Source organism: Marinobacter nanhaiticus D15-8W, from assembly GCF_036511935.1.
Classification (GTDB): Bacteria; Pseudomonadota; Gammaproteobacteria; order Pseudomonadales; family Oleiphilaceae; genus Marinobacter_A; species Marinobacter_A nanhaiticus.
This window is the reverse complement of record NZ_AP028878.1, coordinates 1,267,012-1,290,697: the sequence shown is the minus strand read 5'-3', so window position 1 is coordinate 1,290,697 and position 23,686 is coordinate 1,267,012. Positions and strand designations below refer to the sequence as shown.

Annotated in this window: 18 protein-coding genes and 1 pseudogene; 13 read left to right on the top strand and 6 right to left on the bottom strand. The window is 58.6% G+C overall.

Annotation, left to right across the window (positions count from 1 at the left end):
• Window positions 1-28: 28 nt before the first annotated feature.
• The 3 genes and pseudogenes from RE428_RS05845 to RE428_RS05835 all read left to right on the top strand — a co-directional run.
• Entirely contained in the window at window positions 29-439 is a 411-nt protein-coding gene (locus tag RE428_RS05845) for an ectoine synthase (RefSeq protein ID WP_004581044.1), read from the top strand.
• 208 nt (window positions 440-647) lie between these two features.
• Window positions 648-1,136, top strand: coding sequence for a discoidin domain-containing protein (locus RE428_RS05840; protein ID WP_004581043.1), 489 nt, complete (start codon window positions 648-650; stop codon window positions 1,134-1,136).
• Window positions 1,137-1,169: 33 nt separating this feature from the next.
• Window positions 1,170-1,871: pseudogene (locus RE428_RS05835) on the top strand (endo alpha-1,4 polygalactosaminidase); the annotation flags it as partial.
• On the opposite strand, the gene RE428_RS05830 reads toward RE428_RS05835, so the two are convergent.
• Entirely contained in the window at window positions 1,868-3,193 is a 1,326-nt protein-coding gene (locus RE428_RS05830; protein ID WP_004581041.1) for a hypothetical protein, read from the bottom strand. The pseudogene RE428_RS05835 and the gene RE428_RS05830 sit on opposite strands and share 4 nt — an antisense overlap.
• A 145-nt stretch (window positions 3,194-3,338) precedes the next feature.
• Here RE428_RS05830 and RE428_RS05825 point away from each other — a divergent pair, with 145 nt between their 5' ends.
• The 5 genes from RE428_RS05825 (at window position 3,339) to RE428_RS05805 (ending at window position 10,232) form a co-directional block, all read left to right on the top strand.
• Window positions 3,339-3,773: a VOC family protein gene (locus RE428_RS05825; RefSeq protein WP_004581040.1), complete on the top strand. Its 435-nt coding sequence runs from the start codon at window positions 3,339-3,341 to the stop codon at window positions 3,771-3,773.
• A 133-nt stretch (window positions 3,774-3,906) separates the two neighbouring features.
• Window positions 3,907-4,713 (top strand): oxygen-binding di-iron domain-containing protein, encoded by an 807-nt coding sequence (locus RE428_RS05820; protein ID WP_004581039.1) that lies wholly within the window; start codon window positions 3,907-3,909, stop codon window positions 4,711-4,713.
• A 629-nt stretch (window positions 4,714-5,342) separates the two neighbouring features.
• Window positions 5,343-7,142 (top strand): ABCB family ABC transporter ATP-binding protein/permease, encoded by a 1,800-nt coding sequence (locus RE428_RS05815; RefSeq protein WP_004581038.1) that lies wholly within the window; start codon window positions 5,343-5,345, stop codon window positions 7,140-7,142.
• Window positions 7,143-7,608: 466 nt separating this feature from the next.
• Window positions 7,609-8,451, top strand: a complete 843-nt coding sequence (locus tag RE428_RS05810; protein WP_004581037.1) for a formate/nitrite transporter family protein — start codon at window positions 7,609-7,611, stop codon at window positions 8,449-8,451.
• Window positions 8,452-8,456: 5 nt separating this feature from the next.
• Window positions 8,457-10,232, top strand: a complete 1,776-nt coding sequence (locus RE428_RS05805) for a bifunctional protein-serine/threonine kinase/phosphatase (protein WP_004581036.1) — start codon at window positions 8,457-8,459, stop codon at window positions 10,230-10,232.
• A 20-nt stretch (window positions 10,233-10,252) separates the two neighbouring features.
• Here the strand turns inward: RE428_RS05805 and RE428_RS05800 are convergent, their stop codons facing one another.
• Entirely contained in the window at window positions 10,253-11,938 is a 1,686-nt protein-coding gene (locus tag RE428_RS05800; RefSeq protein ID WP_004581035.1) for a methyl-accepting chemotaxis protein, read from the bottom strand.
• A gap of 321 nt (window positions 11,939-12,259) precedes the next feature.
• Between RE428_RS05800 and RE428_RS05795 the strand changes: the two genes are divergently transcribed.
• Window positions 12,260-12,802 carry a PRC-barrel domain-containing protein gene (locus RE428_RS05795; protein WP_004581034.1) on the top strand — a complete coding sequence of 181 codons (543 nt, stop codon included), beginning with the start codon at window positions 12,260-12,262 and terminating at the stop codon, window positions 12,800-12,802.
• Between the two features lie 74 nt (window positions 12,803-12,876).
• Here the strand turns inward: RE428_RS05795 and RE428_RS05790 are convergent, their stop codons facing one another.
• From RE428_RS05790 to RE428_RS05775, 4 genes are all read right to left on the bottom strand, one after another.
• Window positions 12,877-16,101, bottom strand: a complete 3,225-nt coding sequence (locus RE428_RS05790; protein WP_004581033.1) for a bifunctional diguanylate cyclase/phosphodiesterase — start codon at window positions 16,099-16,101, stop codon at window positions 12,877-12,879.
• Window positions 16,102-16,103: 2 nt separating this feature from the next.
• A complete protein-coding gene (locus RE428_RS05785; protein WP_004581032.1) occupies window positions 16,104-16,772 on the bottom strand; it encodes a biliverdin-producing heme oxygenase in 669 nt (222 codons plus the stop codon).
• Between the two features lie 365 nt (window positions 16,773-17,137).
• Entirely contained in the window at window positions 17,138-17,860 is a 723-nt protein-coding gene (locus RE428_RS05780; protein ID WP_004581031.1) for a Crp/Fnr family transcriptional regulator, read from the bottom strand.
• Window positions 17,861-18,125: 265 nt separating this feature from the next.
• A complete protein-coding gene (locus tag RE428_RS05775) occupies window positions 18,126-18,320 on the bottom strand; it encodes a hypothetical protein (RefSeq protein WP_004581030.1) in 195 nt (64 codons plus the stop codon).
• 282 nt (window positions 18,321-18,602) lie between these two features.
• Here RE428_RS05775 and RE428_RS05770 point away from each other — a divergent pair, with 282 nt between their 5' ends.
• From RE428_RS05770 to RE428_RS05755, 4 genes are all read left to right on the top strand, one after another.
• Window positions 18,603-19,610, top strand: coding sequence for a zinc-dependent alcohol dehydrogenase family protein (locus tag RE428_RS05770; protein ID WP_004581029.1), 1,008 nt, complete (start codon window positions 18,603-18,605; stop codon window positions 19,608-19,610).
• Window positions 19,611-20,012: 402 nt separating this feature from the next.
• A complete protein-coding gene (locus RE428_RS05765; protein ID WP_004581028.1) occupies window positions 20,013-21,803 on the top strand; it encodes a sensor domain-containing phosphodiesterase in 1,791 nt (596 codons plus the stop codon).
• 280 nt (window positions 21,804-22,083) lie between these two features.
• Entirely contained in the window at window positions 22,084-22,821 is a 738-nt protein-coding gene (gene nfsA, locus RE428_RS05760; protein WP_040882526.1) for an oxygen-insensitive NADPH nitroreductase, read from the top strand.
• A 155-nt stretch (window positions 22,822-22,976) separates the two neighbouring features.
• Complete coding sequence (locus RE428_RS05755; protein ID WP_004581026.1) at window positions 22,977-23,675, top strand: lytic transglycosylase domain-containing protein; 699 nt, start codon at window positions 22,977-22,979, stop codon at window positions 23,673-23,675.
• The last annotated feature ends 11 nt before the right edge of the window (window positions 23,676-23,686 follow it).

Here is a 23,686-nt window from a genome sequence, read left to right as displayed (position 1 = left end):
AGCTATTGGCAACGAATAAGGAGACGCCATGCTTGTTAAGAGCATCGAAGGCCTGAAAGGCACAGATGACGAAGTAAAGGACGAAGGATTCGTAAGTCGCCGGCTGATCCTCGCCCACGACGATATGCATTACTCCGTGCATGATACGGAAATCTCCGCCAACAACGAGCTGCACATGTGGTACAAGCACCACTTCGAGACCGTGCTCATCACCGAAGGCAGCGGCGAGATCGAAGACCTGGGTAGCGGTAAGACCCACGAACTCAAACCGGGTGTGATGTACGCCCTGAACGAGCATGACAAGCACATCCTGCGCGCCGGCAAGGACGGCCTGCGTATGACCTGCGTGTTCTACCCCGCCCTGGTCGGTCCGGAGACTCATCAGGAAGACGGCTCCTACCCGCTATACAACCGGGAAGGCGAGATTCTCGAGAACTAGGCCATCGCTTTCGGGCCCAAGTCGGCCAAGAGGTCGATTTCCGGCCTGGGCCCAGGTCGGGGCTTGCTGCGAACGCAGCGCCCCTTCCTCCACATTATTGCCCCCCCGAACAGCGTTACAAATCGGCGCAAAGCTACAATAGTGAAATTCTGTCAAAACCCGCTAAGATCGGACACCGCTATTTAGACGCCCCTAACCAGGATTCACCATGCGCCGTCAGTCCCTTGCCGTTTCCATCGCCAGTGCCCTGTTGACGTTTAGCGTTTCAGCCTCAGGCATGACTATCGCCACTGCCAGCAGCGACAACGGCTACGTGCCCTCCAATACCCTGGATGGCAGCCTGGCGAACTGGTCACGCTGGACCAGCAAAGGCGACGGCGAGTGGATCCGTTTCGACCTGGGCAACGTGCGGCTGGTCAAGGCAGTGGACTTGGCCTTCCAGCGCGGAAACGCGCGTGAATACTACTTCGACCTGCAAGCCTCGGCAGACGGCGAAAACTGGACACCGTTGATCGAGGATACCGCCAGCAGCGGCCAGACCCTGGATTTCGAGCGGGTCGATACGCCGGATATCGAGGCCCGCTATGTGCGCTACATCGGTTGGGGCAACAGCGACAACCTGCAGAACAGCCTCACGGAGGTCCGCATCCAGAGTTCCGCCCTGGAGCCTACGGCGCCTCCGACCACCGGCGACTAGTGGCAACCCCAGGGCGGCCTTACCTGGCAGTGGCAATTACAGGGAACCATCAATACCGGCTACGATGCGCAGGTGTATGGGATCGACCTGTTCGATTCCAGCGTGGAGCTGATCGAATCCCTGCAGCAATCCGGCCACCGGGTCGTATGCTATTTCTCCGCAGGGAGCTACGAGGATTGGCGTGAGGACGGTGATCGCTTCACGGCGGCGGACCTGGGAGACCCGATGGGTGACTGGCCGGGCGAGAACTGGCTGGATATCCGTACGCAGAACGTGCGCGACATCATGACCGACCGCCTGGTGCTGGCCAAAGCCAAGGACTGCGATGGCGTGGAGCCGGATAACATCGATGGCTACACCAATCCCACCGGCCTGCCCCTGACCTATGCCGACCAACTTGACTATAACCGTTTCCTGGCGGAAACCGCCCACAGCCTGGACCTGGCCATCGCCCTCAAGAACGACCTGTCCCAGGTGCTGGACCTGGTCGGCTACTTCGACATGGCAATCAACGAGCAGTGCCATAAGTACAACGAGTGCCACCTGCTACAGCCGTTCATCGATGCCGGCAAGCCGGTCTTCAACGCTGAATACGGTTCAAAGTACGTCACTGACCCCGTTGCCCGCGATGCACTCTGTGCTTCTTCCCGGCTGTTCGGCATGCATACACTGATCCTGCCTCTGGAACTGGACGACAGCTTCCGGTTGGATTGCGGAGCGCCGCAGGCGCACTAGATCAGCACTAGCGTCAGCCCGGCGGCCAGCACGCTGGCCATGGCCAAACCGGTGCATGACAACGCCAGACTCCAAAGCAGGGATGCATCCTTCGCACGGTAGCCAGTGAGACGCTCCATGATCAGCGCATTGGCAGCGAAGGGCGTGCCGAATGCAGTCACGCCCCAGCCGGTCACCATGGCGATTCCGAGCCCCAGGATGGCGCTGGTCGGCCAGATCGAGCCAAGGATACCGCCGATAAGGGTGCCGATGACGATCGGATTGATCCCGGCCAGCCCCGCCGCGAAATACGTCCAGGGCACCAACGCGGCGAGCAGCGGCCATGCCCAGCCCGGCAGAGTCAGGCTGCCGTCGATCTGGCCCAGCACCACACCACTGATGATCGCCCCGATAAAGGCCGACCCGCCGACGATGGCCAGCTCATTGCTGACCTTATCCATGCTGGCCATGGGCGGGTACTCCCGGCGCATCAAGGCCAGCAGGCGCGCACCGACCACCACCGCCAGGCAGCTCAGGGTTACGGCGTGGGCATAGCTCAAGTGGAACACGTGACTGAGTACGAACACCCCGGCGCAGATAGCAAGGATAAGGCCGCCGAAGCGCAACCAGCTTGCCCAGCCAGCCGACTCATCGCCGCTGACTGCAACGTCCCCTTTTTCGGGCTCCCGCCAGATTAGCCCCAGGAAGACCATCAGTACCGCAAAAGGCAGCGCCAGGGCGATGAGGTGACTGCTCTTGAGGCCAGGCAACAGGGTCAGGGTGAGCACTACGGAAATCGATAATGGCGAAAAAGATGGCGAGGTGCCGAACCCGCGCAGCACGGCCCGTGTGGCATTGCGTGTGGCCGGCGAATCACCGTCCGCCCGGATACGCTCCCCCACCAGGCTCCCCACCACTGCAACCGAACCGAAATTGAGCGGAATGGACACCAGCGCCGTCCCGAATGCCAGGCTCAGGTAGCGGGTCAGCGGCTGGCCACCGAACAGGCTGACGGAGATTCGCCTCAGATCCTTCGAGCGCCCCAGCACAGCCGACAACAGCATCACCGACAGGATCAATCCCGTGAGTCGCGCAACATTGGCTGCGGCTTCAGGAATCAGCGAGACATCCCTGACCAGGGCGTACAGCAGGCCGGCACAAGCCACCAGGAACACACCACGCGGCACATAACGCAGCTCTCGCCAGCCCAACAGAACGACAACCGCTACCAATACCGTTGCGACATAGGCGGCACCCGGCAAGAATGCGAATACAGCCAGCAGCAGAGCCAGATAGGCGAGGATGGACCGGGGTGTCAGGACCGATTGGAAAACAGACGGCATGGATCGTCCCTGGGAAGAATGAACGCTTATTCTAAGCAAGCTATATAAGGGCCCGATATGCGCAATTATGCGAGGTGGCGTAATCTGTTGCTCAGCAGTCCTTACCACACTGCGACCCTATACCCTGCGAACAGGAGTTCCGCCCATGTCCCTGACACCCTTTCACCTCGCGATCCAGGTTCGTCATCTTGCTGAAGCCCGCGCGTTCTACGGCGAAAAGCTCGGTTTCCCGGAAGGCCGCAGCTCCGAGCAATGGATCGACTTCAATATGTTTGGCCACCAATTGGTAACCCACCACAACCCGCAGCTTGGCAAGGACGGCTCCGTTCGGGGCACCTCGAACCACGTCGACGGCCATGGTGTGCCCGTCCCCCACTTTGGCGTGGTGCTGACGTTCGAGGAATGGGAACGTTTCGCCGACAAGGCCCGCTCGGTCATCGACGAATTTATCATCGAGCCTTATGTGCGCTTCCAGGGCCAGGTGGGTGAACAGGGCACCCTGTTCTTTGCAGACCCTTCAGGCAACGCGCTGGAGTTCAAGGGATTCCGTGATATCGAGCACGAACTGTTCGCCAAGTGAGCGGCCGCCCCTTTAATGTCATCCCACCCCATTTGTCGTTTTATTGACATAAAACAAGGGGTGGCCGCGGCGATTCGCTAACCTCTCCCCGTTCTTCGGTTCAACGCCCCATCGGTCCCATGGGAGAGGTAATATGTCGGCGAAAGCGCCTATCGTGCTGTTTGATAACGGCGATCACAAATGTCTTATGTTCGATTCGCTAGTGACCGGCGAAGGGGTACAGTCAAACCAGTTCTTGCTGGTGGATGGCAAGCAGGAAGCCCTGATCGACCCCGGTGGCGACCTGACCTATACCCCCCTGTCGGTCGCAGCATCACGCCACATGAACATCCAGCGACTGGCCTATGTATTCGCCTCGCATCAAGACCCGGATATCATCGGTGCCATCGACCGCTGGCTGGTTCATACCCCAGCCCAGGTCGTCACTTCCAAACTCTGGGCCCGCTTCCTGCCTCACCTCGTGTCCAACTACGTCACTGGCCAACTGTCAGGTAGCGTATTCGATCGCATCGTCGGCGTACCGGACGCCGGTATCAACGTACGGTTTGGGGATAGCTACATCCAGTGCCTCCCGGCGCATTTCATGCACTCGGTTGGAAACCTCCAGTTTTACGACCCCGTCTCCAGAATCCTCTTCTCAGGTGACCTGGGCGCTTCAATGGAAAGCGAGAACGATCATTTACCGGTGGCGGACTTCGACCGTCATATTCCGCACATGATCGGCTTTCACCGACGCTATATCGGTTCGCGCAAGGTTTGCCAGCTTTGGGCGGAAATGATCCGGGGGTTGGACGTGGCGATGATCGTGCCCCAGCATGGCAAACGGTTCGAAGGTCCTGCGATGGTCGAGCGCTTCCTGGAGTGGGTCAGCTCCACCGATTGCGGCATCGATCTGATGGGCCAGGAGAATTATCGTGCGCCCGTAGACTTTATTCAGTAAGTCACCCGTGAGCTTCAATTAAAAACCCTTAATTGGATTTTTTGCACTCAAGGGATGACAAACGCTCAAGCCTTTGTTATCTTTTGTAACAGTTCACGGACGATAAGGACGGGACGACGCCATAGAAGGCAACCCCGATGGACCGGGGTCGAGCAGGGAAAAGGACATAGCGAGCTTAGGGATTTCCAAATTCCAAAAGAACCGGATCGGCTGATCCGGTTTTTTTTATGCCCGACGCAAATTTCTACCCGAGAAAGTTCTACCCAAGACAGTGGGCCCCGGGATATACCTCCTTCCACTCATCCTTCATCCCGTAACGGTCACTCGGTCTTAAGAAAAAATTTTGCTCTAGGGGGTGACAGACGCCAGAGCCTTTGTTATCTTTTGTAAAAGTTCACGGACGATAAGGACGGGACGACGCCATAGACGGCAACCCCGATGGATCGGGGTCGAGCAGGGAAAAGGACATAGCGAGCTTAGGGATTTCCAAATTCCATAAAGAACCGGATCGATCGATCCGGTTTTTTTATGCGTGACGTATAGGCTCATGCCACCTACCTAAATGCGCACTGCCATTTCCGCTGATCCCGGAACTCTTGTCGGGATACGGCTGAAGTTAAGGAATACCCTTGTCCGCCTACGCCGACGATGATGACAAGACCAACAGCAAACCCGACTGGCGGGTGATCCTTGGCCTCTGGCCCTACCTCGCCGAATTCCGTGGCCGGGTCATTGTCGCCTCCGGCTGCCTGGTCCTCGCCAAGCTGGCCACCGTAGCCACCCCCATCGCGCTGAAATACATCGTCGATTACCTCGATCAGCAACGGGATGGTAATGTCCTCCTGTGGATCCCCCTGGCCCTGGTTATCGCGTATGGTCTGCTGCGGTTTGGCAGCACCCTGTTCAATGAACTACGGGATGCGATCTTCGCCCGGGTGGCCGAACGTGCCATGCGACGGGTCTCGCTGCAGGTCTTCCGCCACCTGCACGAGCGGGAACTGGCGTTTCACCTGGATCGCAAGACCGGCGGCCTCGCCCGCGACATGGAGCGCGGCACCAACGGCATCAGTTTCCTGATCCGGTTCACCCTATTCAATATCCTGCCAACGATACTGGAGATCGTCATGGTGTCGGCGATCCTGCTGGCCGCATTCGATCCCGGTTACGTCATGGCCGTCGTCATCGCGGTGGTCATCTACGTGCTGTTCTCCATCAAGGTCACCGAGTGGCGCACCGGCTTCGTGCGCGAGACCAACGCCCGGGACAACCAATCCAATGCCCGCGCCCTGGACAGCCTGCTCAATTACGAGACTGTCAAGTACTTCAACAACGAACGCCACGAGGCCGAGGTTTACGATCGGGACCTGGAGGCCTGGGAACAGGCACGCCTGAAAACGCGGCTCTCGCTGGCAACCTTGAACATCGGCCAGGCATTGATCATTGGCATTGCCATGATCGTCATCATGGGCATGGCCGTCAGCCAGGTGGCGAGCGGTGAGATCACCCTGGGGGATTTCACCATGATCAATGCGTACCTGATCCAGCTTTTCATTCCGCTTAACGCCCTGGGCTTTGTCTATCGCGAGATCCGTCAGGCCCTGGTCAACGTCGAGCGCCTGTTCGCTCTGCTGCACTCCACACCCCGGGTGCTGGACGCCCCTGACGCCCGCCAACTCGTTACGAAGGGCGCCGAAGTACGCTTCCAGAATGTGCGCTTTGCCTATCAACCCAACCGCCCCATCCTCAGGGATGTCGACTTTACCGTGCCCGCCGGCCGCAAGGTGGCGGTCGTAGGGGCGAGCGGTGCCGGAAAGTCGACCCTGGCCAGGCTACTGTTCCGCTTCTTCGACGTGGACGAGGGCGCAATCACCATCGATGGTCAGGACATCCGCTCCGTCACCCAGGCCAGCCTGCGCCAAGCCATTGGGGTGGTCCCCCAGGACACGGTGCTTTTCAACGATACGCTCTACCGCAACCTGGCCTACGGCCGCCCCGACGCCAACGAGGAGGAGGTCTATCGCGCGGCCCGACTAGCGCACCTGGAACACTTCATCGACGCACTACCTGACGGTTACCATACCAAGGTGGGCGAGCGCGGCCTGAAACTCTCTGGCGGCGAGAAACAGCGTGTTGCGATCGCCCGGGTTATCCTCAAGAACCCGCCTCTGCTGATACTGGACGAAGCCACGTCCTCCCTGGATTCGCTCTCGGAACGGGCCATCCTCGGTGCGCTGGACGAAGTCAGTCGTAGCCGGACCACGCTGGTCATCGCCCACCGCCTTTCCACCATCCGCGATGCAGACAGCATTCTGGTGATGGCCAACGGTGAAATCGTCGAGTCCGGTAACCACCAGCAACTGCTGGACGCCGGTGGACGCTATGCCGAGCTATGGTGGCAGCAACATCAGGGGCGCTCCGCCCAAGCCTGATTCCACCCCTTGCCCTCACGACCGGTATGGGTGTCGATCTGCAGAATTGACGATCTACCCGGATATACCCTGAATCGCTCAGTTCGGGCGCAAGCCACGCCCGAATCGGATGCCTTCGCACCAAGGTGGTGCATCGCTGAATCCTGGCCGTACGTTCCTGGACACATACGACCTGCCTGAACGACTTCAAGCATCTGAATATGGGAGGAATTTGACCTTTTTCGAGATTTGGGCACGGGTGTTGCGTAGGTATAGCCGATCTTCGTATTTCCCGGGGGCCGCCAGTCCCCAACAATCACACAGGTATCCGGACAACGGCGTCCATAACCAAATGAGGGGCATCCTCTCCGATTTGGCGATGGTGCCGTTTTTTTATGCCCGCGCATAACGGATCCAAGAATAACCGCCGCCAAGGCGACTCACTCAGATAGACCGAAAACCCGCGCTCATTGAACGAGGTAATCCAATGTCCTATTTAGCTCCGTCGGAATTCGTCACCAAGATGGTGGATGCCGGTGAATCCAAGATCTACATGTCGACCCGCGACACCCTGATCCGCGCCTACATGGCCGGCGCCATCCTCGCCCTCGCAGCCGCCTTTGCCGTGACCGTCGCGGTGGAAACCGGTGTCTTTCTCATCGGCGCGGTGCTCTTTCCTATCGGCTTTTGCATGCTCTACCTGATGGGGTTCGACCTGCTGACGGGTGTCTTCATGCTCACGCCACTGGCCCTGTTGGACAAACGGCCCGGCGTCAATATCAACCAGATCCTGCGTAACTGGGGCTGGGTCTTCCTGGGCAACTTCGCCGGTGCCCTGACCGTCGCCTTCATGATGGCCTTCATCTTCACCTATGGCTTCAATACCGATCCAGGCCCAGTCGGCGCCAAGATCGCCGGCGTCGGTGAAGCGCGGACCCTGGGCTATGCCGAATACGGTCTGGCCGGCTGGATCACCATCTTTATCCGCGGCATGCTGTGCAACTGGATGGTCTCCATGGGCGTGGTCGGTGCAATGGTCTCTACCAGCGTCAGCGGCAAGGTACTCGCCATGTGGATGCCGATCATGCTGTTCTTCTTCATGGGCTTCGAGCATTCGGTGGTGAACATGTTCCTGTTCCCGTCAGGCATCATCATGGGCGGTAACTTCTCGATCATGGACTACTTCATCTGGAACGAGATCCCCACTGTGCTGGGTAACCTGGTGGGCGGCCTCGCCTTTACCGGGCTAACGTTGTACACCACCCACGTACGCACCGCCGCCAAACGCAAGATTGCCCCGCGAGCCAGCAGCGAGCGCGCAGCCGCTTGAGTTCGATGCATGAAGCCCCGGCCGCCGCACAGGGCGGGGCTGCAGTACATGCCCCTTCCGGTCGGCGGCTCAAGGCGACAGTCGGACAGTGCACCGACAAGGGCCACAAGCCGTCGAACCAGGATTTCATCGGATACCAGATTCCCGGCGAGCCCCAGCTCAGTCTCAAGGGGATCGCCCTGGCCATGGCCGACGGCATCAGCACAAGCGATGTCAGTCATATTGCCAGCGAGACCGCCGTCACCAGTTTCCTGGACGACTATTTCTGCACCTCCGACGCCTGGTCGGTCCGGCATGCCGCCGAACGGGTGCTGACAGCAACCAATGCCTGGCTCCACTCACAGACCCGCAACGGCCCCTACCGCTATGACAAGGATAGAGGTTACGTCTGCACCCTCAGCGCCTTGGTGCTCAAGGCCGCGACGGCCTACCTGTTCCACGCCGGCGATACACGTATCTACCGCCTGCAGGACGGGGGCCTGGAACAGCTGACGCACGACCATCGATTATGGCTATCACGGGAGGAAAGCTACCTGAGTCGTGCATTGGGGGCCGACTCCCTGCTGGAACTGGACTACCAGGCTCTCGCCCTCAGGCCAGGCGACATCTACATCCTGGCGACCGACGGCGTATACGAACACGTCGATGCCAGGGAGATCATAAATACGCTCCGTGGAGACTCTGTCGATCTGGACGTTGCCGCCCGGCAGATCGTCGACCTGGCCCTGGACAACGGCAGCGAGGACAATCTCAGTGTCCAGATCGTACGGATCGACGACGTTCCGCACGACGCCGCGCCGGACCTGCACCATCAGTTGGAAGACCTTCCGTTTCCGCCAATCCTCGAAGACTGCGCAAAGTTCGATGGTTACACCATCCTGCGTGAAGTGCATGCCACCAGCCGCAGCCATGTCTACCTGGCACTGGACGAGGAAACCGATACCCAGGTCATCCTGAAACTACCCTCGATCGACATGCGTGACGACCCGGATTACCTGGAGCGCTTCCTCATGGAGGAGTGGATCGCCCGCCGCATCAACAGCGTTCACGTGATGAAGGCAGGCCTGCAGGACCGCAAGCGCAACTATCTCTACACGGTCACCGAGTATATCGAGGGCCAGACCCTGAAGCAGTGGCTGATCGACAATCCGCAGCCCGATCTTGAAACCGTACGTGACATCGTCGAGCAGATTGCCAAGGGCCTCTACGCCCTTCACAGGATGGAGATTCTCCACCAGGACCTCAAACCCGATAACGTGATAATCGACAGCAACGGCACCGTTAAACTGATCGACCTGGGCGCCGCCCGGGTGGCCGGCATCGTCGAAGCCTCTACCGTGGACCGTCAACACCTACCCGGTACCGCGCTCTACATGGCTCCGGAGTATTTTATGGGAGAAGTGGGGACGACACGGTCGGACCTGTATTCGCTGGCGGTGCTCACGTACCACATGCTGTCGGATCGCTTTCCCTACGACACCCAGGTGGCCAAGGCCAAGACAGCGGCAGCCCAGCGGCGATTGACGTACCGCTCGGTGCTGGATGACGAGCGGGAGATTCCCGCCTGGATCGACGAAACCCTGCGCAAGGCGGTCCATCCCAATCCCGAGAAACGCTACCAGGAACTCTCCGAGTTCACCTACGACTTACGCCACCCGAATAAGGCGTTCCTGAGTAAGACCCGGCCACCTTTGCTTGAGCGCAACCCGGTAGCCTTCTGGCAGGGCCTCTCCGCAGTTCTGGCAGCAACGATCGTGTTTCTGCTGGTGTTCGATTCGTAAGCCAAAGGACTCACACCGCTTCACGCCGTCTTGAAACGGCCCATCATCTCCTGCAGCTTGCCCGCCAGGTTAGCCAATTCCGCACTGGCAATCTCGGTCTGCTGGGCGCCGCCGGCGGTTTCGTCTGCGGACTGGTTGATACGCTCGATGCTGCGGCTGATGTCCTCCGCCACAATGTGCTGCTGTTCCGCAGCACTGGCGATCTGCATGTTCATGTCGCTGATGCGGGTCACGGCCCCGGCGATCTCTTCCAGCAGGCTTTCCGCCGCCACCGCCTTCTGCACGGTGCCAGCCGCGTCCGACTGCCCGCCCTGGATAATCGATACCGACGCCCGGGCTTCCCCTTGCAGGCGCTCGATCATGGTATGAATCTCGCGAGTCGATGTCTGCGTGCGCGAGGCGAGCGTGCGCACTTCGTCCGCCACCACGGCAAAGCCACGGCCCTGTTCCCCGGCACGGGCAGCCTCGATGGCCGCGTTGAGGGCCAACAGATTCGTTTGCTCCGCGATTCCCTGGATGACGCCAAGGATGTTACCGACGTTGTCGGTTTCACGCTCAAGCTGACCGATGGTCTCAAACGCATCCCGCATCTTGGTCGCCAGGGCGTCCATGGCGCTGCGGGTGCCCTCGACCTCCCGCTGACCTGACCGCGCAGCGCGCTCTGCACTCTGGGTGGATTCCGCAGCCTGGCTGGCGTTGCGGGCGACATCGTGGATCGTCGTGGTCATTTCGTGCGTGGCAGTCGCGGTCTGCGCGATAGCCTCTTGCTGGCTGTCCACGCTGGCCCGGGTCTGGGTGGTGATCGCCGACAACTCTTCAGCGGACGCGGACAGTTGCAGGATCGAGCTGTCGATCTCGCCAATCACGCTACGCAGGCTTTGCGCCATACGCCGCATGGCATCCAGCATCACGCCCGTTTCATCCTTGCTATCGACCCTGATGTCGACCGTCAGATCGCCTTCCGCCAGCGCGTTGGCCGCATCTACCGCCCGTTTCAACGGCCGGGTAATGCTGCGGGCGATCAACAGACCGATAACGATGCCTACAACGATGGAAATGGCGCTGATCACGATCAGTCCGTGCAGTAGGGCCTGCTCGTCCTGCTCCACCACGGCCAGCGTATGACTGGTCATCTGTTCGATGCCCTTGAGGATAGCTTCCAGGTGCTGGCCCAATTGCATGCGGGACACTTCGATGTCCCGGGCCAGGCGATTGGCTTCGGCCATATCACCGGCATCGAGCGCGGCGAAGAGCGTGGTGAATTCTTCTTCGAATGCCGTGTGCTCCAGCTCGGCATTCTTCAGGTCCGCAGCAAGGGCATCGATTTCCGCGGCAATCGCTGCATTGGGCGCATGGGCCTTCGCCTTTTCGATCAAGACCTCGGCATCACGGATCTCAATGTCGACGGTTCTGCCCAGAGCAACGATGTCACGCCTGATAGCCTGGATACTGACGCCTTCCCTCGTATCGACGCCACCGACCCTGAACAGCTTCTCCAGCAGGATCGCTTTTTCCAGCTGTTTGACGGTGACGTCCGACACCAGCTCAACCAGCGGCATATCTTCAGTGGCAATGGCATGGAATTCGTTGCCGACCTTGGCAACCTTGACGATGGCGAATGCAGCCACGGCACCCAATAACACTAACAGCACCGCAGCCAGGGCGAGAATTTTCGTCCCAATCGCCAGATCCTTTAGGGCTTGCATAGATTCTCCGTGAACGAGCGTGCTCGGCAGATAAGGAGGTAACACATCCAGTGTGGACAGGGAGGAAGTACAGGTTAGCCGAAAAAATGCGAACCACGTCGCAAAATTCTGCAAAATCAACCTTCACCAATACGTGTCGCTGTCAACATCATATGTGTCATAAAACGGCATGAAACCTGACGTTATCGATTACGGAATCGAAATCACGCCGCCGTCAGCTCTTCTGTTAGCTTGAACTCAGGAGTTGGCAAATGCGCCCTCCAAAAGGAAGCAACAAAGTCACTCGAGAACACAAAAGACAGGGAAAGGAAGGAGATAAGTATGCAAGCGCAACTTTCTAAGACCTTCAAAATGTCACTGTTGGCGAGCGGTATCGCCCTGAGCATGTCAGCTACCGCAGCAGAAGGGCTCTACTCCGCGGACGACCTGATGGATGCAAACGTCTATGACCAATCCGGCGAGGAAATCGGCGAGGTCGAAGACATCCTGATGGGCAACGGCATGGAAGTACACTCGCTGGTCGTTGAAGCCGGTGGCTTGCTGGACATGGGGGATCGTGAATTCGTCGTCGAACGCGGCGACTTTACGGTGAATACCCGCGAAGGCAATCAAGGATGGGAAGACATTGTCTATGAAGTGCATATCGATGCACCCCGCGACCAGATCAAGAACTTCGACGAGTACAGCGAAAGCTGGTGGAACCAGACCCAGCAATCATTGAATCAGGCCTGGCAAAATACCCAGGAAGGAGCCGCAAGCGCTTGGGAAAATACCAAGGAAGCTACTTCGCGTGCCTGGCAGAACACCAAGGAAGCGGTCGAGAACCTGGGCGATGAGGTTGAGGAAGACACCGACCAGATGTAACTGTCAGGCCTTAAATTCGCAAGAAAGGCTGCCAATGGCAGCCTTTCTTGGTCCTACCCCAACCTGTCGAGGCCCTACGCCTCGTTCAACTGCTCAATCAACAAGCGCTCCATATCATCCGCAGAAATCGCCTCGCTGAAGACAAAGCCCTGCCCGCCATGACAGCCTCGCGATTCGAGGAAGGCCATCTGCTCCAGGGTTTCCACCCCTTCGGCCACGACTTGCAAATCCAGCTCAGTGGCAAGATTGATGATGGCCGTCGCAATCGCCGAATCGTGCCGGCTATTCGGGAGACGCTGGATGATACTCTTATCGATCTTGATCGCATTCACCGGCAACCGCGCCAACTGCCCCAGGCTGGAGAGCCCCGCCCCGAAGTCGTCGGCACAGATACGCAACCCCAGCTCCCTCAAGTCATGGAGCACCGACAGGACTTCATCCTGGTGCTGGATCATGTCGCCTTCGGTCACGTCGATTTCGACTGACGCCGGGTCGACGTCAAAGCGTTCCAAAAGCTTTTTGGCGTGCTCCACAAACCCCGGCTGCCGGAGCTGCTTGAACGACAGATTGACGCCGAGGACGAAATCCTTCAGCCCCTTGGCCCGCCAATCCCCAGCCTGCCTGAACCCCGCTTCCATGGCCCATTCGCCAAGCGGGAGGATGAGACCCGTTTCTTCCGCCAGCTCCATAAACCTGGACGCCGGCACCAGCTGCATTTCCGGGTTCTCCCAGCGTAGCAGCGCTTCGGCACCGATGGTGCGGTTGGTCTTCAGGTCAAAAACCGGTTGGTAGCCCAGTTTCAACGCGCGCGTCTGCAGCGCCTTACGCAACCCCTCTTCCAACGTCTTGCGGTCGCGGACTTCACTGTAGAGATCCTCGGTGAAGAAGCCATAGGTCCGACGGCCACTGTCTTTGGCACGGTAAAGAGCGAGGTCCGCATTCTTGAACAACCGGACCGGGTCCTCCGCATCATCAGGATAGATGGTGATACCGATGCTGGTGCCGCTGTGGATTTCCGTACCATCCAGCAGGTATGGCCGGGCGAGTTCGGTGACGATTTTCTCCGCCAGTCGCCCGGGCGAGAGATTGGAAGCCAGGTGGCTCTGGATAATGGCAAACTCGTCACCGCCCAGGCGCGCCACCACGTCCGTTTCACGGATACTGGACTGCAGGCGCGCCGCGACCTCTTTAAGGAGGAGATCGCCGATATCGTGGCCCAGGGTGTCGTTGACCTGTTTGAAACGATCGAGATCGAGCAACATCAATGCGAATTGGCCCTGATCGCGCTTGGCGTGGGCGATGGCCTCATGGATTCGATCGCTGAAATAGGCCCGGTTCGGCAGACCGGTGAGCGTGTCGTGGTTCGCAAGATAACGGTTTCGCTCCTCCGCGGTCTTGCGCGTCGCAATATCTTCGACAATGGCAATGAGGTAGCGCGCCCGCTGGTTCCTATCACGAATGAGGGAAACCGTCAGATTGGCCCAGATGGCGTTGCCATCCTTACGGATGTAACGCTTCTCCATGCTGTAGGTTTCGATTTCGCCTTTCTCGAGCCGCTCCAGTTGCTCAAGGTCGGCGGCGAGGTCATCAGGATGGGTAATCTGCTGGAACGTTCGCGTATAGAGCTCGTCCCGACTGTAGCCCAGGGTGTCGCAGATTTTCTGGTTGACCATTATCCACTTGCCGTCCATCGCAACGTGGGCGACCCCGACGGCGGCCTGTTCGAAGGTGGCACGATACCGTAGCTCACTCTCACGCAGGGCCTCTTCGGCATGGGCTCGCTTGATCTGTTCTTCACGCTCGAGAATCAAGCGCCTCAAGTCCAGCGCCATGTTCACATCCAGCCGGGTCCACCGCGCAGATTGCCCGCGCACGGTTTCGAGCCAGTTTTCGAACGATTTACGTGGGTGGATGCGCGCGTCGGGGTCTTTCATCTGCGGTTTATTGGGATTGCCCGCCCAGATCCGTGACTCGACCTTTTCCCGCCGCAGGACCAGCAAGGCATCACCGTAGTCGCTCAATCGCACCAGCATAACGCCACTTGCCTGGTCAGCCAGGTGCTCGAACCGGACATCCAATGCGCCTAACTCACGCGTCTGGGAGACCAAACCCGGTCCTGCCTCTAGCTCCATTCGTTTGAAAAGCTCATGGAGCTCCGCATCAGGCAACGGCTGTCCTACCAGCGTCGCTTCCCCGCGCAGACGAACGACGACGGTACTCGCCTGCAGGAATGCGAGAAGATCCGACTGGGCTCTTGCAACCCCCTGCTCGACACTGTTCGCCTCCAATAAATGCTCCCTTACACGGGCTTCGTCCAGTTTGCGAAGATTCTCATCGTGCACGAAGCTGCGATGCTCCAATGCGGCGATCGTATGCGAGGCCAACTCGCCAAGAACCTTGCACCGCAACCGAATAGAATGTGGGACGTGGCGAGCCGACACATGATGACAGGTGACCATCCCCCACAGGCGCTCGTTCTCCATCAGCGAGATTGTCAGCGAGGCGCCCACGCCCATATTTTCCAGATACTCGAGGTGGATGGGGGACGAATTCCGCAGCATGGAGTGCGTCATGTCCAACGGTTTTCCGGTCACCGGATTGGAAGCCGGCATCACCGGCACCGGCGTGTAGGAGGCATCCGGGATAATCCGTAACCGATTGATGGCGAACAGCTTCCTGGCCTGTGCAGGAATGTCGGTAGCTGGAAAATGGTGATGAAGGTAGGTTTCGTGGTAGCGCTCGTTCCGGGCTTCGGCGATCACCTCGCCGTGCCAGTCGGTGTCGAAACGATACGCCATCACCCGGTCAAAGCCGGTCAGGCGGCGGACTTCACGCACCAGCAGCCGGCAGAGGGTATCGGTATCGCCGCAGTCGTTGATGGCACCAAATGGCATTTCACCTTCGTCCCAAAAGCCCCGCTCAGACAGGCCATCCTCCTCGCGCACTTCGAATTCCGCAATCAGCAGGGGATCCTGCCGAACATAGAATACGTTGCAGTCTCCGCCATGGCTGTTCAACCTTACCGTGGTGGGCCTCAACGAGTGGAGCTCATTCGAATGGAGTTCCTGCTGGAGCTTGTCGAAGTTATCTGAGCCGATCAGCTCCAGCAGATGACTTTCCAGCACGGCGTCGACCGGACGCCCCAACAGCTCCTCAACATTGGCGCTGGCCTGGACAACCCTGAAATCCTCGATGCGCACCACCACGAGAGCGCCGAACGGTTGGATTGCAGCCGGAATATGAATGGGCTCGCGATCACAATTCGTCAGGTCGACTGGCTGTGAAACGGACATCTCCATGCTCACTCCTCTCTCATGAGCCAGCGGTCCAGAGCGCTGAATGTCTCAACCGCCGCTGTCGTTATCTTTGCTGTCTGGGAAGCGTCCATGTCCAGGTTCGCCAGCTGTTGCCGGAACCGTCCCCACATAGGCCCATTATCCGGGCCGTATCCGTGATAGAACCGACCGCCATTGGCAGCCGTGATATCCAGGCAGCTCTCGATCTGTCGGGAAATGAGCTTGCCGCCCAGGGTCGCCCCTTCCAGTACGTAAAGGCACCCGATGACTGACGGCAGCCCCTCGATACCTGGGCATTCACTTCGGGGAGCCCGCGGCAGCCCGGCTATCGCCTCATCGCTCAAACCAAGATTGCGTAGATCGTGCCGTAACCAGGGCGTTTTCCAGCGACCTTCGGTAGTCAACGCTATGGCCTTCCGATCCGCATCGCTCAGTAGCAACGCGGCACAATCCAGTTGGGCTTCCACAGGCTCATAGAAGCCGAGGAGGTCGGCGAGAAGTTGTCGATACGCCGTAACCGATAGGTCACTGGTGAAAAGCTGCTTTAGCCGGGGATTGCGCTCAATCGCCTGATGGGAAATCTCGGTTGCTTGGCGAAGTTCGGCCAGCAGCGGATTGGATCGAGACCCGGTAGCTTCGGCTGATCGCGCGTTGACTGCTTCGACTATCTGCACCGACTCTCCTTGCCGAGCTTGATCGTGCACCAAATCGACATAAACGAGCACGCAAGTCGTGGGAACGGGTGACCGTAAGCGCACGCAAAATGCCAACTCATGTGCGAAGTTGACGACTTGATCAGGTAGTCTAGAAAAAGCTGGAAACTAAAGATCCAACATAAGTTTAGAGAAGAGCTGATCGCGACGAGCTATGAGAAGCAACTTACGGTTCGGAAACACGCAGTTCACATAGGCCGCATATTAGGAGGCGGTATTATAGCCGCAGCGTAGGGAAGGGTGGCAACCATACTGGAAGGAACGGCTTCCATGCCGTCCGTACGTCCCTGTAATTTTTTGATTTTCAGTTGTTCAGCAGCGTTCAATCAGTGTGTCGCTATTTTCAGGTACCCCGCATCGAAACAGGCGAACTTCACCAGATTCTGCCAATCGGCAACTGTCAGGGAGCCCTGTCTGAGATCAAGCATTCCTTCCTTGCGCAGTTGACGCACCACACGGTTCATGTGGACTATGCTGATCCCCAAGGCCTCAGCGAGTTCAATCTGCGTCAAAGGCACATTGAAGCTGCTACGCGTTGCAGCTGCGGCACCGTGACGACGGTAGACGATCTCACACAGCAAATGCGCCAGGCGTTGGTCCGCCTGCAGACTCACCAGGTTGACCAGCCATTGGTGCGACATACGCTTACGCAGCACCTCCTGCTCACGCACGAATTGGCGCGTATCGGGCAGCGTATCGGCCGCGTGGGTCATTTCCGTCAGCGGAATCTTGCGCGCGATGACCGGTCCCAGTGCCCTGACGGACATCGGTGATTTGAGCAGCATAAAGGTGGAAAGATTGCAGAGATCGCCTGGCATGAAGAAATGCAGCGTCTGCATGGTCCCGTCGACCAGGAGTTTGTAGCCACAGGCCCAGCCCTGCTCGATCAGGAATACATGGTCTATCGGGTCGTTTTCGAGGATCAGGTTTTCACCCTTCCCCAGATGGATCTCACTCCCGCAGCGCCGCAGAAAATCAGAACTATCTTCAACGAAATTCTCAGCCAAAACGCCAGCGTGGGGCTGTACCGCAACATTTATCGTTTTCATAATTCGTCCTTGATTGCGAAGACTGTCGTTTTTTTGACGTCCAGCTTATCTGCGCCAATTTACCGTCGCATTAACATACGCTAGTGCTTTTAAACGGATTGGTTAGTTCCCAAATAATTTTTAGGCGACGTAATTTTATGTCGCATAAAGAGATGCAAGCCCGGAAGCGACGCTTGAAGAGCCCCGTGAGCGAGGAGGACGCCAAGAGAGCCACCTACGACGCTATTCGGGTGGAAGAAACGAAGCGAGAGAAGAATGAAAAAAACTAGAAAAAATAGTAGTTGAGGATCTGCAAGACGATCAGGAGGGCAATGAGCGGAAAAATATAGCGCGCCAGGTGACTGTAGTCTTTCGGACTACGCCCCTTCTGGTCGCCCTTCGCGGCATATTTTTCCCATAGCGGCACGAGAATGACCAACGTCAGGAAAAGAACACCAAGAATGATCAGCAGTGTACCCATCGACCATTACTCCCTGGGAAGAAACTTGCCATGAAACCGGTTGTTGCTGGCATATCCAAGCGGAACTTACTGTTCTCATTGCATCATGGCGTCCCCCGGAGGTAAAGGTGGCGCTGCCCGTATGTAAGCGGGCATGATCCATCGCACCGCCCACCATTGAAATTTCCGCCGGCGACCCGAGTCTCGGGGATGGGACGGAAGTATCCACGCAAACACGACTGATCCTTATGATGGCGCTAGCCTCTGAAGGCTAGCCACACCCAACGTAACGAGGTTCGATGCATGAAGGTTGTTACACTTTCCAGCCCCGGCGGCCTGGACAAACTCCAAATTGGTGAATCTGCTGACGCCCAGGCCCCCGGCCCCGGCGAGATTCGCGTGCGCATCCACGCCAGCTCCCTGAACTTTCACGACTTTGCCGTCGTTACCGGTGGCATTCCCACCGAGGATGGCCGCATCCCCATGTCAGACGGTGCCGGTGTCGTCGAGGCCATCGGTGAAGGCGTGGATGAGTTCGCAGTGGGCGATCATGTGGTCTCAACCTTCTTTCCGAACTGGCTGGCCGGTTCGGCCTGTATTGACGACTTCACCACCACGCCGGGCGACGGCGTTGACGGTTATGCCAGGGAGTATGTTACGCGACCGACCCATTGGTTCACCCACGCGCCGCAGGGCTACAGCCATGCCGAAGCGGCCACGCTCACTACGGCGGGGCTGACCGCCTGGAGAGCCCTGGTGGTGGACGGCGGCCTCAAGGCGGGCGACACCGTGCTCACCCTCGGCACCGGCGGCGTATCCGTATTTGCCCTCCAGCTTGCCAAGCTGATGGGCGCCAAGGTCATCGCCACATCGTCCTCCGATGAGAAAATCGAACGGCTACGCACGTTAGGTGCCGACCACACCATCAACTACAAGTCCGAACCGTCCTGGGGCAAGCGGGTACAGGAACTCACCGGAGGCCGCGGCGCCGACCACGTCATCGAGGTGGGTGGTCCCGGCACCCTGCCCGAATCCATCGATGCGGTGCGCATCGGTGGTCACATCGCACTTATCGGCGTGCTAACCGGTCGCGCCGGCGACGTACCCACGGCCAAACTCATGGCCAAGCAGGCACGCCTGCAGGGCCTGATCGTCGGCAGTCGCACCCATCAACAGGAGATGATCCGGGCGATCAATGCCAACGGTTTACGTCCGGTCCTGGATCGTTCATTCCCGCTGGAAGACATTGCCGATGCCTTCCGACATGAGGAGGCTGGCCGCCACTTTGGCAAGATCTGTCTGGAGTTCTAGGTCTCACGCCCCCCTGGAACACCCTTTTAGGCCGGCCTCGGTGCCGGCCGCTCGCTACGACAACATCTACATTAAATCAGCAGGTGATTGGAAGGCGGCGTCCCGGTAATAACTGCGGGTAACCCACTGATTTCTCTGGCACGTTTACCCCATCGGGACGTCCGCGATTTCGGCGAGAGCGTTACAACTGCCTCCAAGCGCCCCAGTACAGCCGGACGGGGGTTGTCCGAACTTCTCGTTTTCTACTAGGCTGATTATTAGAGAATCGACCAAAACCATGCCGTAGCCCCTGTCCCAGTCCGGCCACCGACAGCGTCTCCGGCCATCTCTACCCGACTCTTCTCTCAACGCTGTCTGTTACCCGGTCGGCAAGCCCAAGCTATTGGACGGGAGGGAGCCCTCATGTCCGACTATGAGCGAGAACGTCTGTTCACCCTGCGCCAGCTCAGAATACTGGACACACCTCCGAGCGAGAGTTTTGACCGCATAACCCGCACCGCCAGCAAACTGTTCAACCTACCTCTTTCTGCAGTTTCGCTGTCGGACGCGGATCGCCAGTGGTTTAAATCCCGGGTGGGCACGGAACTGACGGAAGTACCGCGAACCAAATCCCCCTGTAGCGATATTTCGGCCACATCTGAAGTCCTGGTGATAGAAGACTTCCTGGCGAAGGATTTCTACCAGGATTGTCCGCAGGCAAAACTCGGTATGCGGTTTTACGCCGGAGCCCCGTTGACCACTCACGACGGCTACACCCTGGGCACCCTCTGCGTATTGGGGCCCGAGCCGCGTAAGGCCTCCGATGAAGAGCTGGAAGGCCTGGTGGACCTCAGTCATATGGTCATGGCCCAGATCGAGTTGCAATACGCATTGGGACGCGTGGATCCCAATACACTGTTGCCGAATCGGTTCCAGCTTAACGAGGACCTTGCGGACCTGGCCAAGGATCGGGCAGACGAGACCTGCCACGTACTATTCGTGGAACTGGGCGATGTCCGGGAGCTCAACACCCTGGACCGCGTCATGGGTGCCGGCCATACTGACGAACTTGGCCGTGAAGCAACACGCGCCCTTCGCCCCCTACTAAACGGTGAAGAGAAGCTTTATAGCGTCGGTCCCTGCCAGTTCCTGGTCCTGTGCCCTCCAATGGAGAACAGCAGCGTCGAGGACAAAGCCCAGCGAATACATGACCAACTATTTGAGATAAACAGCGGCTCCACACTGAATATCCTCGTGCGTCCAACACTGGGCATCGCCCCTGTGCAGTTGGGTCGCGACAACCTCAAGGATACGATCAGGCACGCCCAGAGCGCCTGTCATGACGCCCGTCGAGACCAGGCTGCCTGGCGCGTCTACAATCCCTTTACCGATGCCGATTTCCAGCGCCGCTTCCAGTTAGTTCGCGACATACGGGATGCACTGGAGACCGGGGAAGGCCTGCGTTTGGTGTACCAGCCGCGTATCGAGATTAAATCCGGTCTCTGTATAGGCGTGGAGGCCCTGTTGCGTTGGACACATCCTTCGCTGGGCGAAATATCCCCCACTGAATTCATCCCCCTGATCGAGAACACGCCGTTGGCCCGGCATGTGACCCGCTGGGTTCTGGACACGGCCACTCAACAGGCGGCCCTTTGGTTTCACCAGGGTCGCCATTTGCGGGTGTCAGCGAATGTTATGGCATGCAACTTTGAAGAGGAGGCCTTCACCGAGCGCCTGATCAAGCGCATGCAAGAGCTCCGGTTGCCGCCCTCTGTGTTCGAACTCGAGCTCACAGAGAGCGCGCTGGCACGCAACCAGGAACTCCTGGAACGCCAGCTCCGCATGCTGACCACGACCGGGATTCATTTGGCCATCGACGATTTCGGCACGGGGTACAGCAGCCTCTCCTACCTGCTCAATATTCCGGCCAAGGTTATAAAAATCGACCGCACGTTCACGGTCCGTGCCGACAGGTCACTGCACGCGTCGCAGGACACGTTGCTCAAGGCGATGATCGACCTGGCCCATGGCATGGGCTTCAGAACCGTGGCCGAAGGTTACGAACCTTCGGAGATGCTGCAGACGCTCAGCCTCTTCGGTTGCGATGAGGTTCAGAGTTTCGCTATCTCAAGGCCCCTCAGTCCTGCCGAGCTGGAACGATGGCTCGACGACGCCGAATGGAACGGGCCATTTTCAGGTCTGTCCTCATACTGAGTCATTCCGACCGATTGTCTTTTGCCTTCACATCGCTATGGTTAAGGAGCCTCTGAATAACTCCGAATCGCCTCTGCGTGATCTGAAGGCTGTAGCCGCAAGGCCTGGCTCGCAGGGAACGGCCGTAGCCCTTGCCAGGAGCCATAACGCCGCGGATGCAGCCTTCAGAGCACGCCTACGGGCCACCAGAGCGATCCGGTGTTATTCAGAGGCGCCTTAAGTTCCTGGCGAAGCGAGATGCATGCCGGAATATGCCAACCAATCGAACGTAGTGAGAGCCATGAATCCAACCATCGAACGCCTGCAGTCCCATCGTTCCATTCGTAAGTTCACCGATCAGAAAATCCCCCGCGAGGCCTTCGAGACGTTTATTCGTGCTGGCCAGAGCGCTGCCACCTCGAACCATGTGCAGGCCTATTCCATCATTCACGTGGTCAATCCTGAGAACCGCAGGAAGCTCGCCGAACTTGCCGGTGGTCAGGCTTATGTGGTGGACAGCTCCGACTTCCTGGTGTTCTGCGCCGACATGAAGCGCTCCACCGAAGCGGCAGAGCGGGCCGGTGCAGAAGTGATCCGCGGTATGACCGAGCAACTGCTGGTCGCCAGTATCGACACGGCCCTCATGGCGCAGAACATCGCCGTCGCCGCCGAATCCGAGGGCGTTGGACTGTGCTACATCGGCGGCATCCGCAATGATCCGGCGCAAGTCAGCGAGATCCTCCGGCTGCCGGAGCACGTCTACCCGGTGTTCGGCATGTGCCTCGGCTATCCGGACCAGAACCCGGAGGTCAAACCGCGGCTGCCGCTGGCCGCCATCCTCAAGGAAGACTATTACCTGGACCACCAGGATCAGTCCCTCGTGGCCGAATTCGACAACACCATGCGCACCTACTACGCGGCCCGCACCGGCGGCACCAAGGACACCACCTGGTCGGAACAGCTCAAACCGCTGTTCACCTCCAAATTACGACCACACATGCGCGAGTTCCTGTTGGGCAAAGGCTTCGAGATGAAGTAGCTCTCGCCAGCATCACGCCGTGACTCGCTTCACGGCGTAACACTATTCCAACAAAGCGTTGATTTCTTCTCCCAGTCAAAGGCTTATGATTGCAGATCTAGGCTATGCTGGATCGACAAGCATAGAACACGGATAGCGCTGTCTGATTTCGAAGAATGAATAGAAGAACGATCCTGACTTCAACGCTGGCTGCCTTGCTGCTAACGGCGTCGGGTTTCCTTTGGGCCGACGGCGTCAAGCGCATCATGCACGCCGATGGCACGGTGGAATTCACGAACGTCAAGAGTGCCAGCCCGAAGCGTGCGTCTACCAAGAACGAGACCGTATACCGTTATCGCGACGAAAACGGCGTCGTGGCGTTCAGTCAGGTTCGTCCAGAGAATACCGAAGTCGACGTCATCCATTTCTACTGTTATGCCTGCGACCCCAACTCCAAGGTCGACTGGCATAACACTCCGCTGTTCTTCAAACCCTATCGCACCGAAATCAGCACGGCCGCCCAGGAGTTCGGTGTTGATGCGGCGCTGGTACGGGCTGTCATCCACGCCGAATCGGCGTTCAACGCCCAGGCGCTCTCACCCAAAGGCGCACAGGGCCTGATGCAGTTGATGCCCGCTACCGCTGAGGAACTGGGCGTGAAGAATGCCATGGTTGCCGCCCAGAACATCCGTGGCGGCGTGAATTACCTGGCCAAGATGCTCAAACAATTCAACGGCGATATTCGCCTGGCAACCGCAGCCTACAACGCCGGCCCCGGAGCGGTCAGTCGCTACGGCGGTATCCCGCCCTACGCGGAAACCAAGGCCTATGTGGAACGGGTGGGCATCCTCCGCGATCGCTATGCATCCCGCTAGTGCCCCGGCAA